Source organism: Burkholderia paludis (genome assembly GCF_000732615.1).
Classification (GTDB): Bacteria; Pseudomonadota; Gammaproteobacteria; order Burkholderiales; family Burkholderiaceae; genus Burkholderia; species Burkholderia paludis.
In genome coordinates this window covers 1-17,168 of the sequence record NZ_JPGL01000060.1, presented here as the reverse complement: position 1 = coordinate 17,168, position 17,168 = coordinate 1, and the positions used below count along the sequence as shown (strand labels likewise).

Genomic DNA, 17,168 nt, shown 5'->3' with positions numbered 1-17,168 from the left:
CCGCAAGAGTCGAGGTGCCGTCATGACCCGCCGCGCCGACCGCCTGTTCCAGATCGCCGAGCTGCTGCGCGGGCGTCGTCTCACGACCGCGCAGCAACTGGCCGACTGGCTGTCGGTGTCGCCGCGCACGGTCTATCGCGACGTGCGCGACCTGCAACTGTCAGGGGTGCCGATCGAAGGCGAAGCCGGCATCGGGTACCGGCTGAACCGCAACGCGAGCCTGCCGCCGCTCACGTTCACGGCCGAGGAGCTTTCGGCGCTCGCCACCGGCGCGCGCATGCTCGAAACCTGGGGCGGGGCGCGCTTCGCGAGCGGCGCGCGCTCCGCGCTCGCCAAGATCGCGTCGGCAATGCCGGCCGACAAGCGCACGGCGCTCGACCGCCTGCCCGTGTTCGCACCGTCGTTCCACATCGACGAGACGTTCTGCGCGAAGGTCGACGCGATCCACCAGGCCATCGACACGCGCCACGTCGTCGGCTTCGACTATCGCGACCGGCTCGGCGCGCACTCGCAGCGCCGCGTATGGCCGCTCGGGCTCGTCTACTGGGGCGGGCGCTGGACGATCGGCGCGTGGTGCGAGCTGCGCGGCGATTTCCGCACCTTCGACATCGCCCGGATGGGCGACATCACCGTGCACGAGCAGTTTCCGGACATGGAAGGGCGGCGGATCGCCGATTACATGCGGATCGCGGAAGCGCCGATGCGCTGACCGCGCGAGACGGCCGGCACGCACAGCTTGCCGGCGCGCCGCCGCAACGCGCCCGGGCCGTGCCCACGCCCCGGCCCGCTCCCGGCCTACTCGCCTACTCGCCGAACACCACCGTCCGCTTCGGCCGCTCGTCGACGTGCAGCGAAAACACGTCGGGCCGTGCGTAATGCCCGACCACGTCGAAGTCGTAGCGGGCCCGCACGAGCTCGTCGGTATCGATGCGCGCGGTCACGAGCCCGGCCTCGCCGATCAGCGGCGCCGTCAACAGGTCGCCGAGCGGCCCGACGATCACGCTGCCGCCGCGAATCAGCGGCCGCTCCGGGTCCCAGCCCGGCACGTCGATGCCGAGCGCGCGCGGCGACGGCTGCACCTGGCACGCACTGACCACGAAGCAGCGCCCCTCGTGCGCAATGTGCCGCATCGAGCTTTGCCACACGTCGCGCTCGTCGACGGTCGGCGCGCACCAGATCTGCACGCCCTTCGCGTACATCGCACAGCGCAGCAGCGGCATGTGGTTCTCCCAGCAGATCGCGGCGCCCGCGCGGCCTGCGGCGGTATCGACCACCGGCAGCGTCGAGCCGTCGCCCTGCCCCCAGATCAGCCGCTCGGTGCCGGTCGGCATCAGCTTGCGGTGCTTCGCGACGAGCCCGTCGCGCGGATCGAAGAACAGCGCCGTGCAGTACAGCGTGCTGCCGCCGCGCTCGATCACGCCGACCACGAGGCTCGCGCCCGTGCGCTGCGACAGCGCGGCCAGTTCGTCGGTTTCGGGCCCCGGCACCTCGATCGCCTGCGCGGCATAGCGCGCATACGCGTCGCGGCCCTCGGGCAGCCGGTAGCCGAGCCGCGTGCCGAAGATCTCGCCCTTCGGATAGCCGCCGAGCACGGCCTCGGGCAGCACGACGAGCGACGCTCCGCTGTCGCGGATCGCGGTTTCGTAGCCGAGGATCGTGTCGAGCGTGGTGCGCGTGCCGGCGGGCGATGCGCCGATCTGAAGTGCCGCGATGACGGATGTGGACATGAGGGCGTCTCCGGTGAATGGGGTATCGCCATCTTTATCGATAAGATGTCATCGATCAAATCGATAGAACGATAAGTGTCATGAATCCGGATGATATCGCCCGCCTCGACCTGAACCTGCTCAAGGTATTCGAGGCACTGTACGAGGAAGGCGGCGCGAGCCGCGCGGCGCTGCGGCTCGGGCTCACGCAGTCGGCGGTGAGTGCGGCGCTGGCGCGGCTGCGCGTGATCTACGCCGATCCGCTGTTCGTGCGCACCGGCCGCGGGCTTGCGCCGACGCCGCGCGCGGACGAACTGAAGCCGATCCTGTCCGATGCGCTCGACCGCTGCCGCGCAAGCCTCGCGATTGCCGCCGACGGCGGCGACCGGGTCGGCCGCACGATCTCGATCGGGCTGTCGGACGACTTCGAGATCGCGCTCGGCCGCGCGCTGATCGATGCGGTCGCGCGGGAGGCGGCCGGCATCCGGCTGATCTTCCGGCAGACGCACAGCGGCATCGCCGGCGACGCGCTGCTGCGACACGGCGTCGATCTCGCGATCGCGTCGGGCGGGTTTTCGGCGAACGGGCTCAGCCGGCGCGCGGTCGCGACGGGCGGCTATGCGTGCCTGATCGATCCGGCCGCCCGCACGCGGCCGCCGCGCACGCTGACGCTCGCCGATTTCCTGCGGCGCGACCACCTGCTCGTGTCGTCGGGCGGCGTGATCGGGATCGTCGACGAAGCATTGGCCGCGCTCGGCCACAAGCGGCGCGTTGCTGCATCGACCACGCATTTCGCCGCGTTGCCGTACCTGCTCGCCGGCTCCGACGCGGTGGCGACGATTCCCGCGCATGCGGCGCACGCGATCGCGCAATCGACGCCGTTGCGCGCACTCGCGTGCCCGGTCGACCTGCCGCGCTATCCGGTGGAAATCGGCTGGCGCACGAGCACGCAGCGCGACCCGGCGATCGTGCGCGTGCGCGACACGATTGCCGCGTGCGTCGCGAACCGGGTCGCGCCCTGAAGCGAAACCGGGCCGGGGCGAGCCGCCGGCAGGAACGATCCCTGCCCGGCGTAGCCGGATTGGCAGGGTTCGGGCCCGGAATGTCGCCGATGCCGGCCGGCTTGCGCCGTTCGGGCCGGTCGGGCCGCCCGTGAAGCGCCCGGCCGCGTTGCCGGGCGGAAACGACGCCACCGCCGCCGGGCCCGGCTCCACCGGCCGCCGCGCCTGCGCGCCGCCGGCGCCACCGCGCGCCGGCGGGACGGGCAGTCCACGAGGGTCGGATTCGTCTGATGAAGCGACCGGCAACGTTCGGTCGCAACCGGTAAAATGCCGAACCATGAAACCCGAAATCTGGACCCCGCATGTGACGGTTGCCGCGCTCGTCGAGCGCGCCGGCCGCTTTCTCGTGATCGAGGAAGAAACCTCGACGGGCCTGCGCATCAACCAGCCGGCCGGTCATCTCGAGGCCGGCGAGACGCTGGCCGACGCCGTGATCCGCGAAACGCTCGAGGAAACCGCGCACCCGTTCACGCCCGACGCGCTCGTCGGCGTCTATCTCGCGCACTACGACCGCCCCGGCACCGCCGGCGCGACCTACCTGCGCTTCACGTTCTGCGGCACGGCCGGCGAGCCGGTCGCGGGCCATGCGCTCGACGAAGGCATCGTCCGCACGCTGTGGCTGACGGCCGACGAACTGCGCGCGTGCAGCGACCGTCACCGCTCGCCCGCGGTGATGCGCGGTGTCGACGACTACCTCGCCGGGCGGCGCATCCCGCTCGATTTCGTGCACACGCATTCGGTGGCGCCGCGCCCCGATGCATTCGAACGTCAGGCGGTCAGCAAATGAGCCGGCGCCGTGTAGTGGTAGGCATGTCGGGCGGCGTCGATTCGTCGGTGACCGCGTGGCTGCTGAAGGAACAGGGCTACGACGTGGTCGGCCTGTTCATGAAGAACTGGGAAGACGACGACGACGGCGAGTATTGCTCGACGCGCCAGGACTGGATCGACGTCGTGTCGGTGGCCGACCTGATCGGTATCGACGTGGAGGCCGTCAACTTCGCGGCGGAATACAAGGACCGCGTGTTCGCCGAATTCCTGCGCGAGTACTCGGCCGGCCGCACGCCCAACCCCGACGTGCTGTGCAACGCGGAGATCAAGTTCAAGGCGTTCCTCGATCACGCGATGTCGCTCGACGCGGAAATGATCGCGACCGGCCACTACGCGCGCGTGCGCGAGCGCGACGGGCGTTTCGAGCTGCTGAAGGCGTTCGATCATACGAAGGACCAGTCGTACTTCCTGCACCGCCTGAACCAGGCGCAACTGTCGAAGACGATGTTCCCGCTCGGCGAGATTCCAAAGACGAAGGTGCGCGAGATCGCCGCGCAGATCGGGCTGCCGAACGCGAAGAAGAAGGACTCGACCGGCATCTGCTTCATCGGCGAGCGACCGTTCCGCGATTTCCTGAACCGCTACCTGCCGACCCAGCCCGGCCCGATGAAGACCCCCGACGGCAAGATCGTCGGCGAGCACATCGGCCTCGCCTTCTACACGTTCGGCCAGCGCAAGGGCATCGGCCTCGGCGGCAGCAAGAGCGGCAGCGGCGAACCGTGGTTCGTCGCCGCGAAGGACATCGCGTCGAACACGCTGTACGTCGTGCAGGGCCACGATCATCCGTGGCTGCTGTCGCGGCAGCTCGTCGCCGGCAACGTGAGCTGGGTCGCCGGCACGCCGCCCGCCGAAGGCTTCGCGTGCGGCGCCAAGACGCGCTACCGGCAGGCCGACGCGGCCTGCGCATTCGGCGCCGCGACGCCCGGCCCGGCAGGCGAGCCGCGCTTCTCGCTCGCGTTCGACGACGCGCAGTGGGCCGTCACGCCCGGCCAGTCGGCCGTGCTGTACGACGGCGAGATCTGCCTCGGCGGGGGCATCATCGAAGCCGCGGCCGCCGACATGGCGGCGCGCGACACGCTCGCGGCCGCACGCTGATGCGGATCCGGCCGCGCGAGCCGCGCCGGCCGGACCCGCCCGCTCCGCTCGTCGCCCGCTTCACGCCGCACCGCTGCGCCGCGCACGGTTAAGTGCCGCCCGGCACGGGTCGCGCCGGACGCCATTCAATCGCGACGCGGCTTTCCGCGCCGGCCCCGCACCGCGTGCCGGCTCGCCTCCATACCGCCCTCCCCGCGCCTGCCGGCAGCCGCCGGCTCCGCAACGCGAGCTTCACGACACCCGTAGTAGACTCTCGACCATCGTGGGCGCCGGCGGCGACGGGTACGGCACGGGCAGCATGCCCGCCGGGCCTGCGCGACGCCTCGGGCGCCGACCTGCCGGCCGCCGCGCAACCCTGGCGACGTGACGGCCATCCGAACAATTACGATGGAGTCCCCATGTTTTCCCGACGCTATATCGCGATGTGGTGCGCGGTCCTGCTGTTCGTGGCCGTCGCGGCGCTCGCCGCCCGGCACGCGCTCGCGTGGCCGTGGCTCGTGATCCCGGCCGCCCTCGTCGCACTCGGCCTGTACGACCTGAAGCAGGACCGCCACGCGATCCTGCGCAACTATCCGCTTTGGGGCCACTTCCGCTTCCTGTTCGAATTCATCCGACCTGAAATCCGCCAGTATTTCGTCGAGGACGACACCGACGAGAAGCCGTTCTCGCGCGCGCAGCGCAGCCTCGTCTACCAGCGCGCGAAGAACGTCGCCGACAACCGCCCGTACGGCACCGAGCTGAACGTGAAGGCCGTCGCGCACGAATGGATCAGCCACTCGCTCGCGCCGACCAGGCTGCCGAACCACGATTTCCGCATCCGCGTCGGCGCGAATCGCGCGCAACCGTACGACATCTCGATCTTCAACATCTCGGCGATGAGCTTCGGCTCGCTGTCCGCGAACGCAATCCGCTCGCTGAACCTCGGCGCGAAGAAAGGCGGGTTCGCGCACGACACGGGCGAAGGCTCGCTGTCGAAATACCACCGCGAGAACGGCGGCGACATCATCTGGGAAATCGCGTCCGGCTACTTCGGCTGCCGCAACGACGACGGCACGTTCAACCCCGACAAGTTCGCGAAGCAGGCCGCCGATCCGCAGGTCAAGATGATCGAGGTCAAGCTGTCGCAGGGCGCGAAGCCGGGCCACGGCGGCGTGCTGCCGGCCGCGAAGATCACGCCGGAAATCGCCGAGACGCGCGGCGTGCCGATGGGCAAGGACTGCATCTCTCCCGCGACGCACTCGGAGTTCTCGACGCCGCGCGGGCTGCTCGAATTCGTCGAACGGCTGCGCACGCTGTCGGGCGGCAAGCCGACCGGCTTCAAGCTGTGCATCGGGCATCCGTGGGAATTCTTCGGGATCGCGAAGGCGATGCTCGAAACGGGCATCGTGCCGGACTTCATCGTCGTCGACGGCGCGGAAGGCGGCACGGGCGCGGCGCCGCTCGAATTCACCGACCATGTCGGCGTGCCGCTGCAGGAAGGGCTGCTGCTGGTGCACAACACGCTCGTCGGCATCGGCGTGCGCGATCGCGTGAAGATCGGCGCGAGCGGCAAGATCATCACCGCGTTCGACGTCGCCCGTACGCTCGCGATCGGCGCGGACTGGGTGAACTCGGCGCGCGGCTTCATGTTCGCGGTCGGCTGCATCCAGGCGCAGACCTGCCACACGGGCCGCTGCCCGACCGGCGTCGCGACGCAGGACCCGGTGCGCCAGCGCGCGCTCGTGGTGCCCGACAAGGCGGACCGCGTGTACAACTTCCACCGCAATACGCTGCACGCGCTGCAGGAACTCGTCCAGGCGGCCGGCCTCGCGCATCCGTCGGAACTGCGCGCGCACCATATCGTGCAGCGCGTCGCGCCGCACGAAGTCCGGCTGATGTCGCAGTTGCTGAAGTACCTCAAGCCCGGCTCGCTGCTCGACGGACAGACCTGCGGCTTCACGTTGTACGACAAGTGGTGGCCGATCGCGCGCAGCGATTCGTTCACGCTCGGCGACGCCGTGTACGCGTCGATCGATTGACGCGGCCGGCCGCACCGCACCGGCGGCGGCCGCGGCTCGCGCAGCAAAAAGAAAAGCGCCCCGCGGGGCGCTTTTCTTTCGTCTGCCGAATGCGCGAGTGAATCCGGACGCCGCGGCTCAGTTCTGCGGCAGCGTATCGGCGAACGACTGCCGCTGCTGCAGTTTCACGAAGTGCTTGTCGAGATTCGGGTGGCGATCGCGCCAGTTGAGCTCGGGCATCCGGAAGTCGAGGTAGCCGAGCGCGCAGCCGAGCGCGATGTCGGCGAGCGTGTAATGATTACCGACGCACCACATCTTGCCGCCGAGCCCCTGCGACATCGCGACGAGGCCGTCGTCGATCTTGCGTTGCTGGCGCGCGATCCAGCTCGGGCTGCGCTGCGCCTCGTCGCGCATCGTATGTTCGACGCGAATCGCGACCGCCGCCTCGAGCACGCCGTCGCCCAGCGCTTCCCAGCAGCGCACCTCGAGGCGCTCGCGACCCGACGGCGGAATCAGCTTGCCGACCGGCGACAGCGTATCGACGTATTCGCAGATCACGCGGGAATCGAACACCGCGGCGCCATCCTCCATCACGAGACACGGGACCTTGCCGAGCGGGTTCGATGCATGAATGTCCGTCTCCGGCGCCCATACGTTCTCGAGCTCCAGCTTGTAGTCGATCTTCTTTTCGGCAAGCACGATCCGCGCCTTTCGGACGTACGGGCTGCTGAGCGAACCGATTAATTTCATCATCTGCCTTTTTAAGGGAACCGCCGAGAGTATACGTTGTCGCCGATCATAACCGGCCAGCGGCGCACGGTAGAAAATCGCCCGGCCGGCCTGTGGATGGTTTGCAACAACCGTCGCGCGGGCCTTCCGGCGCGGTTCGCAGCCGCCCTCTCACGCGTGGCGTCCCGCGGCGCTACAATCGCACGATGAATGCGCCCCTCGATACCGCCATCGCCGTCGACGTCTACCGCCAGCGCCGTGAACGCGTGCTCGCCGCACTGCGCGCCGCGGGCGGCGGCGTCGCCATCGTCCCCACCGCGCCGGAACTGCTGCGCAACCGCGATACGACCTACCCGTACCGGTTCGACAGCTACTTCCACTACCTGACGGGCTTCACCGAGCCGGATGCCGTGCTCGTGCTGAACGCGGCCGCGCCGCACGGCGCGCCGCAGTCGATCCTGTTCTGCCGCGGCAAGAATGCCGAGCGCGAAATCTGGGAAGGCTTCCACTACGGGCCCGACGCCGCGCGCGACGGGTTCGGCTTCGACGCGGCGTTCGCGGTCGACGTGATCGATACCGAGATGCCGCGCCTGCTCGCCGATGCCGGAACCGTGCACTACCGGTTCGGCGCGTCGGCCGACTTCGACCGCCAGCTCGCAGGCTGGATCGATGCGGTGCGCGCCCTGGCCCGCACGGGCGTAGCCGCGCCGGACGCGCTGCTCGACCTCACGCCGCTGCTCGACGACATGCGGCTCGTGAAGGACGAGCACGAGCTCGCGGTCATGATGCGCGCCGCGCACATCTCCGCGCTCGCGCATCGCCGCGCGATGCAGGCGTGCCGCCCCGGCGTCCGCGAATACGAACTCGAAGCCGAGCTGCTGTACGTGTTCCGCAAGCACGGCGCGCAGTCGCCCGCGTACGGCTCGATCGTCGCGGCCGGCGCGAACGCGTGCGTGCTGCACTACCCGGCCGGCAACGCGGCCGCGAAGGACGGCGACCTGATCCTGATCGACGCCGCGTGCGAACTCGACGGCTACGCGTCGGACATCACGCGCACGTTCCCGGCCAACGGACGCTTCTCGCCCGCGCAGCGCACGCTGTACGACATCGTGCTCGCCGCGCAGCAGGCAGCGATCGACGCGACGCGCGCCGGCGTGCCGTTCGAGGCGCCGCACGACGCCGCGGTGCGCGTGCTCGCGCAGGGGCTGCTCGACACCGGCATCATCCCGAAAGCACGTTTCTCGAACGTCGACGACGTGATCGCCGAGCGCGCCTACACGCGCTTCTACATGCACCGCACCGGCCACTGGATCGGCATGGACGTGCACGACTGCGGCGACTACCGCGAGCGGCTCGCCGCGCGCGACGGCAACGGCGCGCTGCCGTGGCGCACGCTGAAGGCCGGCATGACGCTGACGGTCGAGCCTGGCCTGTACGTCCGCGCGGCCGACGACGTGCCGCCCGAGTACTGGAACATCGGCATCCGCATCGAGGACGACGCGATCGTGCGCGAGCACGGCTGCGAACTGATCACGCGGGGCGTGCCCGTCGCCGCGGACGAGATCGAAGCGCTGATGCGCGCGGGCGCATGACCGGCTGCCGCCGACCGTTACCTCCGTTTCACGAATCAAGATGACGACCGCCTCCTCCCCGGCCACGCCGGACTACGACCTCGCCGTCGTCGGCGCGGGCCCCGTCGGGCTCGCGCTCGCCGGCTGGCTCGCGCGCCGCAGCGCCACGCGACACGCGTCGATCGCGCTGATCGACGCGCGCGAGCCGGCCGCGAGCGCAAACGACCCGCGCGCGATCGCCGTATCGCACGGCAGCCGCGTGCTGCTCGACACGCTCGCATGGCCCGCCGACGCGACCCCGATCGAACACATCCACGTTTCGCAGCGCGGCCACTTCGGCCGCACGCTGATCGACCGCGACGAGCACGGCGTCGCCGCGCTCGGCTACGTCGTGCGCTACGGCGCGATCGTGCAGGCGCTCGCGGGCGCGGTGCGCGGCACGCGCGTCGACTGGCTCACGTCGACCACCGCGCGCGCGCCGCAGCAGGATGCCGACGGCGTCACGCTGACGCTCGACGGCCCGCAGGGCGAGCGCACGCTGCGGGCGCGCATCGTCATCAATGCCGAAGGCGGGCTGTTCCAGGAACACGAAGCCGATGCCGGCAAGCATCGCCGCGACTACGGGCAGACCGCGCTCGTCGGCACGGTCACGGTATCGGCGCCGCGCCCGAACGTCGCCTGGGAGCGCTTCACCGACGAAGGCCCGCTCGCGCTGCTGCCGCTCGGCGGGCCGCGCCAGGCCGAGTACGCGCTCGTCTGGTGCTGCACGCCCGACGCAGCGGCGCGCCGCGCCGCACTGCCCGACGACGCGTTCCTGCGCGAACTCGGCAGCGCGTTCGGCGCGCGCATGGGCGACTTCGTCGCGATCGCGGGCCGCGCGTCGTTCCCGCTCGGCCTGAGCGCCGCGCAGACGCTCGTCAGCGGCCGCGTCGCGATCGTCGGCAACGCCGCGCAAACGCTGCATCCCGTCGCGGGCCAGGGGCTCAACCTCGGGCTGCGCGATGCGCATACGCTCGTCGACACGCTGTCCGCGCAAGGCTTCGAAACGACCGCGCTGGCCGCCTTCAATGCGCGCCGCGCGCTCGACCGGCGCTTCACGATCGGTGCGACCGACACGCTGGCGCGACTGTTCACGATCGGCGCGGGCCCGCTCCCGCTGCTGCGCGGCGCCGCGCTCACCGCGCTGGAATTCGTGCCGCCGCTCAAGCAGGCGATCGCGCGCCAGATGATGTTCGGCCAGCGCAACTGACGCGCAGCACGCACAGCGGCGCCATACAAACCGGGTCAAATCGGCGGGGCACGGGAATACGGTAAAATGCGCGTTTCCGTCTGCCCTTTCCCTGCCCGCGCCTGTCGCGGGCGGTGCCATTGCGATGCCCGTTATCGGCCCTCACGTATTGCGTAACAACCTGTTCGTCGCCCCGATGGCCGGCGTGACGGATCGTCCGTTCCGCCAGCTCTGCAAGCGGCTCGGGGCCGGTTACGCCGTGTCCGAGATGGTCGCCTCCAACGCGCAGCTGTGGAAAAGCGCGAAGACGATGCGGCGCGCGAACCACGAAGGCGAGGTAGAGCCGATCGCGGTGCAGATCGCGGGCGCCGATCCGGCGATGATGGCCGAGGCGGCCCGCTACAACGTCGACAACGGCGCGCAGATCATCGACATCAACATGGGCTGCCCGGCGAAGAAGGTCTGCAACGTCGCGGCCGGCTCCGCGCTGCTGCAGAACGAGCCGCTCGTGCAGCGGATCGTCGAGGCCGTCGTCGCGGCGGTCGGCACGGGGCCCGATGCGGTGCCCGTCACGCTGAAGATCCGCACGGGCTGGGATCGCGAGCACCGGAACGCGATCACGGTCGCGCGCCTGGCCGAAGCCGCCGGCATCTCGATGCTCACCGTGCATGGCCGCACCCGCGCCGACCTGTACCGCGGCGACGCCGAATACGAAACCATCGCGGCCGTGAAGGCCGCCGTGCGGATTCCGGTGGTCGCGAACGGCGACATCACGTCGCCCGCGAAGGCGAAGGCCGTGCTCGATGCCACGGGCGCCGACGCCCTGATGATCGGTCGTGCCGCGCAAGGTCGGCCGTGGCTGTTCCGCGAAATCGATCATTTCCTGCAAACCGGCGAGCTGCTGCCCCCGCCGCGGATCGACGAGATCCAGCACGTGATGAACGAGCACCTGGAAGACCACTACGCTTTCTATGGCGAATTCACGGGAGTCCGTACTGCGCGCAAGCACATCGGCTGGTACACTCGCGGCCTTTCCGGTGCCAACGGGTTCCGGCACAGGATGAACACGCTCGATTCCTCCCGCGAGCAGCTCGCCGCCGTCAATGCATTCTTCGAGGCGCAAAAAGCGCTGTCGGACCACCTCGTCTACGTCGATGACGAAGAGGAAAACGGCCAGGGCGAGTCGGACGACCATAACCAGTTAGCAGCATGAGCAAGCACAACATCGAACAATGTGTCCGCGAGAGCCTGGACGTGTATTTCCGGGATCTAGACGGCTCCAATCCGCACGACGTCTATGAAATGGTGATGTCCTGCGTCGAAAAGCCGATGCTCGAGGTCGTGCTCGACCAGGCAGGCGGCAACCAGTCACTCGCCGCGGAGTACCTCGGCATCAACCGCAATACGCTGCGCAAGAAGCTGCAGCAGCACGGCCTGCTGTAGGCAGCCGTCCCGTCCCCGTTTCCCTGGCTATTGGTGGTTCCATCATGATCAAGCAAGCGCTCATTTCCGTTTCCGACAAGACCGGCATCGTCGACTTCGCGAAGTCGCTGTCCGACCTCGGCGTCAAGCTGCTGTCGACGGGCGGCACCGCGAAACTGCTCGCCGACGCGGGCCTGCCCGTGACCGAAGTGGCCGATTACACGGGCTTTCCGGAAATGCTCGATGGGCGCGTGAAGACGCTCCACCCGAAGGTGCACGGCGGCATCCTCGCCCGGCGCGACCTGCCCGAGCACATGCAGGCACTGGAACAGCACGGCATCCCGACGATCGACCTGCTCGTCGTGAACCTGTATCCGTTCGTCGCGACGATCGCGAAGGACGACTGCACGCTCGCCGACGCGATCGAGAACATCGACATCGGCGGCCCGACGATGCTGCGCTCTGCCGCGAAGAACCATCGCGACGTGACGGTCGTCGTCGATCCGGCCGACTACGCGGTCGTGCTCGACGAGATGAAGGCGAACGGCAACGCGGTCGGCTACGCGACCAACTTCCGCCTCGCGACGAAGGTGTTCGCGCACACCGCGCAGTACGACGGCGCGATCACGAACTACCTGACGAGCCTGACCGACGAGCTGAAGCACGCCTCGCGCAGCGCCTACCCGGCGACGCTGAACATGGCGTTCGACAAGGTGCAGGACCTGCGCTACGGCGAGAACCCGCACCAGAGCGCGGCGTTCTACCGCGACCTCGCGACGCCGGCCGGCGCGCTGGCGAACTACCGCCAGCTGCAGGGCAAGGAACTGTCGTACAACAACATCGCGGATTCGGACGCGGCATGGGAATGCGTGAAGACGTTCGACGCGCCGGCCTGCGTGATCATCAAGCATGCGAACCCGTGCGGCGTCGCGGTCGGCAACGATTCGGCCGATGCGTACGCAAAGGCGTTCCAGACCGACCCGACTTCCGCGTTCGGCGGCATCATCGCGTTCAACCGCGAAGTCGACGAGGCGGCTGCGCAAGCCGTCGCGAAGCAGTTCGTCGAAGTGCTGATCGCGCCGTCGTTCTCGGACGCCGCGAAGCAGGTATTCGCCGCGAAGCAGAACGTGCGCCTGCTCGAAATCGCGCTCGGCGACGGCCATAACGCATTCGACCTGAAGCGCGTGGGCGGCGGCCTGCTCGTGCAGTCGCTCGACGCGAAGAACGTCCAGCCGCACGAGCTGCGCGTCGTCACGAAGCGCCACCCGACGCCGAAGGAAATGGACGACCTGCTGTTCGCATGGCGCGTCGCGAAGTACGTGAAGTCGAACGCAATCGTGTTCTGCGGCAACGGCATGACGCTCGGCGTCGGCGCCGGCCAGATGAGCCGCGTCGATTCCGCGCGCATCGCGAGCATCAAGGCACAGAACGCGGGCCTGACGCTGGCCGGCTCGGCCGTCGCGTCGGATGCGTTCTTCCCGTTCCGCGACGGCCTCGACGTCGTCGTGGCGGCCGGCGCGACCTGCGTGATCCAGCCGGGCGGCTCGGTGCGCGACGACGAAGTGATCGCCGCGGCCGACGAGCACAACATCGCGATGATCCTGACCGGCGTGCGCCACTTCCGTCACTGATCTCACGCGGCCCGGGCGGCCGCGCCATGCAGGCCCGGCGGCGTTGCACCCGCCGGGTTTTTTATTGCGCGGCGCGTTCGCGTGCGACCGTGCGGCCGGCTTGCCGCACCATTCGTTGTAGTATCGCTGCATCAGGCATTTCTCCTCACTCATGCGAATTCTCGGCATCGACCCCGGCCTGCGCGTCACCGGCTTCGGCGTGATCGACGTCAGCGGCCACCGGCTCGCTTACGTCACGAGCGGCGTCATCCGCACGCCGACGGCCGACCTGGCCACCCGGCTCGGCACGATCTTCCAGGGCGTCTCGACGATCGTGCGCGAACATGCGCCCGACCAGGCCGCGATCGAAAAGGTGTTCGTCAACGTGAACCCGCAGTCGACGCTGCTGCTCGGCCAGGCACGCGGCGCCGCGATCTGCGGCCTCGTCGCGGGCGGCCTGCCGGTTGCCGAATACACGGCGCTGCAACTCAAGCAGGCCGTCGTCGGCTACGGCCGCGCGACCAAGGCGCAGATGCAGGAAATGGTCACGCGACTGCTCAGCCTCTCCGGCCAGCCGGGCTCCGACGCCGCCGACGCGCTCGGCATGGCGATCTGCCATGCGCACGGCGGCAACACGCTCGACACGCTCGGCGGCCTCGCGCCGGCGCTCGTGAAAAAAGGGCTGCGCGTACGACGCGGGCGGCTGGTCGGCTGACGCCCGCGCGCCCTCGCCCGGCGCGCAGGACCGACCGTTCCGGGCGCGCGCGACGCGCCTCCGGCGCGCATCGTGCCGGCCCGGTGGCCGATCGCGTCGGCATGGCGCCGCACCTGCGCTACACTCGCGCTTTATTCCTCGCATCCCGCCATCCATGATCGGTCGCATCGCCGGCATCCTGCTCGAAAAGAACCCGCCTCACCTGCTCGTCGACTGCAACGGCGTCGGCTACGAAATCGACGTGCCGATGAGCACCTTCTACAACCTGCCGCAAACGGGCGAGCGCATCGTGCTGCTCACGCAGCAGATCGTCCGCGAGGACGCGCACCTGCTGTACGGGTTCCTCACGCCGCAGGAGCGCACGACCTTCCGCGAGTTGCTGAAGATCACCGGCATCGGCGCGCGCATGGCGCTGGCCGTGCTGTCCGGCATGAGCGTGCAGGAACTCGCGCAGGCCGTGACGATGCAGGACGCCGCGCGCCTCACGCGCCTGCCCGGGATCGGCAAGAAAACGGCCGAACGCCTGCTGCTCGAGCTGAAGGGCAAGCTCGGCGCCGACCTCGGCGCGCTCGCCGGCGCGGCGTCGCCGTCCGACCACGCGACCGACATCCTCAACGCGCTGCTCGCGCTCGGCTACTCCGAGAAGGAAGGCCTCGCCGCGATCAAGAACGTGCCTGCCGGCACCGGCGTGTCCGAAGGCATCAAGCTCGCGCTGAAGGCGCTGTCGAAGGCGTAACGCGTAACAGGTCGGGCCGTCGAAGCCAGTGTCGCGCGGTCGCGCGGCGCTCGCCAGTCGGCCGTTCGGCCAGGTGGGCCCGGGGTCGGCGCGCGGTACAATGGCCGCATGATTGAAACCGACAAACTCGCCACCGAGCAGCGGATCATCGCCGCCACGCCCGCCTCGTCGCACGAGGAGGTGTTCGAACGTGCGCTGCGGCCGCGCCAGCTCGACGACTACGTCGGCCAGGAAAAGGTGCGCGGCCAGCTCGAGATCTTCATCGAAGCCGCGAAGCGCCGCTCCGAGCCGCTCGATCACGTGCTGCTGTTCGGGCCGCCGGGCCTCGGCAAGACGACGCTCGCGCACATCATTGCGCGCGAGATGGGCGTGAACCTGCGCCAGACGTCGGGCCCCGTGCTCGAGCGCGCGGGCGATCTCGCCGCGCTGCTGACGAACCTCGAGGCGAACGACGTGCTGTTCATCGACGAGATCCACCGGCTGTCGCCGGTCGTCGAGGAAATCCTGTATCCGGCACTCGAGGATTACCAGATCGACATCATGATCGGCGAGGGGCCGGCCGCGCGCAGCGTGAAGCTCGACCTGCAGCCCTTCACGCTGGTCGGCGCGACCACCCGCGCGGGGATGCTGACCAACCCGCTGCGCGACCGCTTCGGGATCGTCGCGCGCCTCGAGTTCTACGACGCCGATCAGCTGTCGCGCATCGTGCGGCGCTCGGCGTCGCTGCTGAACGCGCAGATCGATCCGAACGGCGCGCTGGAAATCGCGAAGCGCTCGCGCGGCACGCCGCGGATCGCGAACCGGCTGCTGCGCCGCGTGCGCGACTTCGCGGAAGTGAAGGCCGACGGCCAGATCACCGCGGCCGTGGCCGATGCCGCGCTCGCGATGCTCGACGTCGATCCGGTCGGCTTCGACCTGATGGACCGCAAGCTGCTCGAGGCGATCCTGTACAAGTTCGACGGCGGCCCGGTCGGCATCGACAACCTCGCGGCGGCAATCGGCGAGGAGCGCGACACGATCGAGGACGTACTCGAACCGTACCTGATCCAGCAGGGCTTCCTGCAGCGCACGCCGCGCGGGCGCGTGGCGACGCTGCTCACCTATCGCCACTTCGGGCTCTCCGCGCCGGACACCGGCCGCCCCGAACGCGGCGAGTGGGACACGCCCGACGGGAAGTAACCCGTCCCCCGAGCCGCCCTGCCATGACGACGCCCCCCAGCCGCCACCCCGCCGCACCCGCAACGGGCCCGCGTTGGGCCGAGCCGATCCGCAAGCGGCTCGTGGCCGGCGTCACGCACCTGACGGCGGGCGGCGGCGGTCCGTCGATCGACCTCTCTTCGCCACCCGGGGATCCGGGGCTGTTCGGCCCCGACGCCGTCTGCTGGCGCGTGCATGCCGATTTCACGTCGATGATGACGGGCGGCATCGCCGCGCTGCTGCTGCAGGCGCTCCATCCGCTCGCGCTCGCCGGTGTCTGGGATCACTCGTCGTTTCGCACCGACATCCTCGGCCGCCTGCGGCGCACCGCCACGTTCATCACGGGCACGACGTTCGGCAGCCGCGCGGACGCGCTGGCGCTGATCGAGCGCGTGAAAACGATCCATGCGCGCATCTCGGGCACCGCGCCCGACGGCCGGCCGTACCGCGCCGACGATCCCGCCTTGCTCACGTGGGTGCATGTCGCGGAAGTGTCGAGCTTTCTCGCCGCGCATCTGCGCTACGTGAATCCGTCGCTGCCGGGCGAACTGCAGGACGACTACTACGCCGAAACGGCATTGATCGCCGAACTGCTCGGCGCGCATGACGTGCCGCGTTCGCGCGCCGAGGTCGCCGCGTATCTCGCCCGCATGCAGCCCGAACTCGAGGCCGGGCCGCGCACGTTCGACGTGATGGAGATCCTGCTGAATGCGCCGGTCGCAACGCCCGCGCTGCGGCCGGCCGCCTCGCTGATGATGCACGCGGGGATCGACCTGCTGCCGCCGTGGGCGCAGCGCATGCTCGGCGTATCGGCGTTCGCGCCGCTGCGGCGCGCGCTGGTCCGGCCCGGCGTACGGGCCGTCGCGCCCGTCCTGCGCTGGGCGCTCGTCAACGGCGCGTCGAAGCGCGCGCGGCGCCGCGCCGCCGCGGCGCCGCCCGACGGCGCCCCGCCCGCCTGACGAGCGGCTTTCCCGAATCATTTCAAATCGCTGTCAAATACCTGTGACAAGCTGACGGGCTTGCACCCGCGCGCGGCCGCATGTGCCGCACCTCTCGCACGTCCGCCCGCGCGGTGTCCCGCCAACCCGACCGACACCCGATGCCCGCGATGCCCCGCCTGCCGATCCGTTTCGCCCTGGCCGCCAGCCTGTCCACCGTCTTCGCCCTCGCCGCGTGCGGCGGCGACGATGTCACCGCCGTCGCACGCGCAGACGCGCAACCGCCGTCCGCCGGCACTCCGACGCCCCCCGCGCCCACGCCGCCCGCCCCCGCC

General features: G+C 69.8%; 16 protein-coding genes. 14 read left to right on the top strand and 2 right to left on the bottom strand.

Annotated elements, in window-relative coordinates; genetic code table 11:
- The first annotated feature begins 22 nt into the window (after positions 1-22).
- Positions 23-709, top strand: a complete 687-nt coding sequence (locus GQ56_RS0129835; protein ID WP_031402147.1) for a helix-turn-helix transcriptional regulator — start codon at positions 23-25, stop codon at positions 707-709.
- 94 nt (positions 710-803) lie between these two features.
- On the opposite strand, the gene GQ56_RS0129830 is transcribed toward GQ56_RS0129835, so the two are convergent.
- A complete protein-coding gene (locus GQ56_RS0129830) occupies positions 804-1,727 on the bottom strand; it encodes a carbon-nitrogen hydrolase family protein (protein ID WP_031402146.1) in 924 nt (307 codons plus the stop codon).
- A gap of 80 nt (positions 1,728-1,807) precedes the next feature.
- Between GQ56_RS0129830 and GQ56_RS0129825 the strand changes: the two genes are divergently transcribed.
- The 4 genes from GQ56_RS0129825 to GQ56_RS0129810 all read left to right on the top strand — a co-directional run bounded on the left by GQ56_RS0129825 (position 1,808) and on the right by GQ56_RS0129810 (position 6,708).
- Positions 1,808-2,728, top strand: coding sequence for a LysR family transcriptional regulator (locus GQ56_RS0129825; protein ID WP_031402145.1), 921 nt, complete (start codon positions 1,808-1,810; stop codon positions 2,726-2,728).
- Between the two features lie 316 nt (positions 2,729-3,044).
- Positions 3,045-3,554 carry an NUDIX hydrolase gene (locus tag GQ56_RS0129820; RefSeq protein WP_031402144.1) on the top strand — a complete coding sequence of 170 codons (510 nt, stop codon included), beginning with the start codon at positions 3,045-3,047 and terminating at the stop codon, positions 3,552-3,554.
- A complete protein-coding gene (gene mnmA / locus GQ56_RS0129815) occupies positions 3,551-4,690 on the top strand; it encodes a tRNA 2-thiouridine(34) synthase MnmA (protein WP_031402143.1) in 1,140 nt (379 codons plus the stop codon). Before GQ56_RS0129820 ends, mnmA begins: the two co-directional genes overlap by 4 nt.
- Positions 4,691-5,088: 398 nt before the next feature.
- On the top strand, positions 5,089-6,708 hold the full coding sequence (locus GQ56_RS0129810; RefSeq protein ID WP_031402142.1) for an FMN-binding glutamate synthase family protein: 1,620 nt from the start codon (positions 5,089-5,091) through the stop codon (positions 6,706-6,708).
- A 117-nt stretch (positions 6,709-6,825) separates the two neighbouring features.
- Here the strand turns inward: GQ56_RS0129810 and GQ56_RS0129805 are convergent, their stop codons facing one another.
- Entirely contained in the window at positions 6,826-7,437 is a 612-nt protein-coding gene (locus GQ56_RS0129805; protein ID WP_031402141.1) for a glutathione S-transferase family protein, read from the bottom strand.
- Between the two features lie 185 nt (positions 7,438-7,622).
- Here GQ56_RS0129805 and GQ56_RS0129800 point away from each other — a divergent pair, with 185 nt between their 5' ends.
- The 9 genes from GQ56_RS0129800 to GQ56_RS0129760 all read left to right on the top strand — a co-directional run bounded on the left by GQ56_RS0129800 (position 7,623) and on the right by GQ56_RS0129760 (position 16,854).
- Entirely contained in the window at positions 7,623-9,008 is a 1,386-nt protein-coding gene (locus GQ56_RS0129800) for an aminopeptidase P N-terminal domain-containing protein (RefSeq protein WP_031402140.1), read from the top strand.
- A gap of 40 nt (positions 9,009-9,048) precedes the next feature.
- Complete coding sequence (locus GQ56_RS0129795) at positions 9,049-10,236, top strand: UbiH/UbiF/VisC/COQ6 family ubiquinone biosynthesis hydroxylase (RefSeq protein WP_031402139.1); 1,188 nt, start codon at positions 9,049-9,051, stop codon at positions 10,234-10,236.
- Positions 10,237-10,360: 124 nt separating this feature from the next.
- Positions 10,361-11,428: a tRNA dihydrouridine synthase DusB gene (gene dusB / locus GQ56_RS0129790; RefSeq protein WP_031402138.1), complete on the top strand. Its 1,068-nt coding sequence runs from the start codon at positions 10,361-10,363 to the stop codon at positions 11,426-11,428.
- Entirely contained in the window at positions 11,425-11,658 is a 234-nt protein-coding gene (locus GQ56_RS0129785) for a Fis family transcriptional regulator (RefSeq protein ID WP_017333386.1), read from the top strand. The genes dusB and GQ56_RS0129785 overlap by 4 nt, the downstream gene beginning before the upstream one ends.
- 44 nt (positions 11,659-11,702) lie before the next feature.
- Positions 11,703-13,268 (top strand): bifunctional phosphoribosylaminoimidazolecarboxamide formyltransferase/IMP cyclohydrolase, encoded by a 1,566-nt coding sequence (purH, locus tag GQ56_RS0129780; protein WP_031402137.1) that lies wholly within the window; start codon positions 11,703-11,705, stop codon positions 13,266-13,268.
- Between the two features lie 151 nt (positions 13,269-13,419).
- Positions 13,420-13,962, top strand: coding sequence for a crossover junction endodeoxyribonuclease RuvC (gene ruvC / locus GQ56_RS0129775; protein ID WP_031402136.1), 543 nt, complete (start codon positions 13,420-13,422; stop codon positions 13,960-13,962).
- 154 nt (positions 13,963-14,116) lie between these two features.
- Complete coding sequence (gene ruvA / locus GQ56_RS0129770; RefSeq protein ID WP_031402135.1) at positions 14,117-14,698, top strand: Holliday junction branch migration protein RuvA; 582 nt, start codon at positions 14,117-14,119, stop codon at positions 14,696-14,698.
- A gap of 108 nt (positions 14,699-14,806) precedes the next feature.
- The gene (ruvB, locus tag GQ56_RS0129765; protein WP_031402134.1) at positions 14,807-15,877 is read left to right on the top strand and encodes a Holliday junction branch migration DNA helicase RuvB; all 1,071 of its coding nucleotides are present in this window, start codon (positions 14,807-14,809) and stop codon (positions 15,875-15,877) included.
- 23 nt (positions 15,878-15,900) lie between these two features.
- Positions 15,901-16,854: an oxygenase MpaB family protein gene (locus tag GQ56_RS0129760; protein WP_031402133.1), complete on the top strand. Its 954-nt coding sequence runs from the start codon at positions 15,901-15,903 to the stop codon at positions 16,852-16,854.
- Positions 16,855-17,168: the final 314 nt, after the last annotated feature.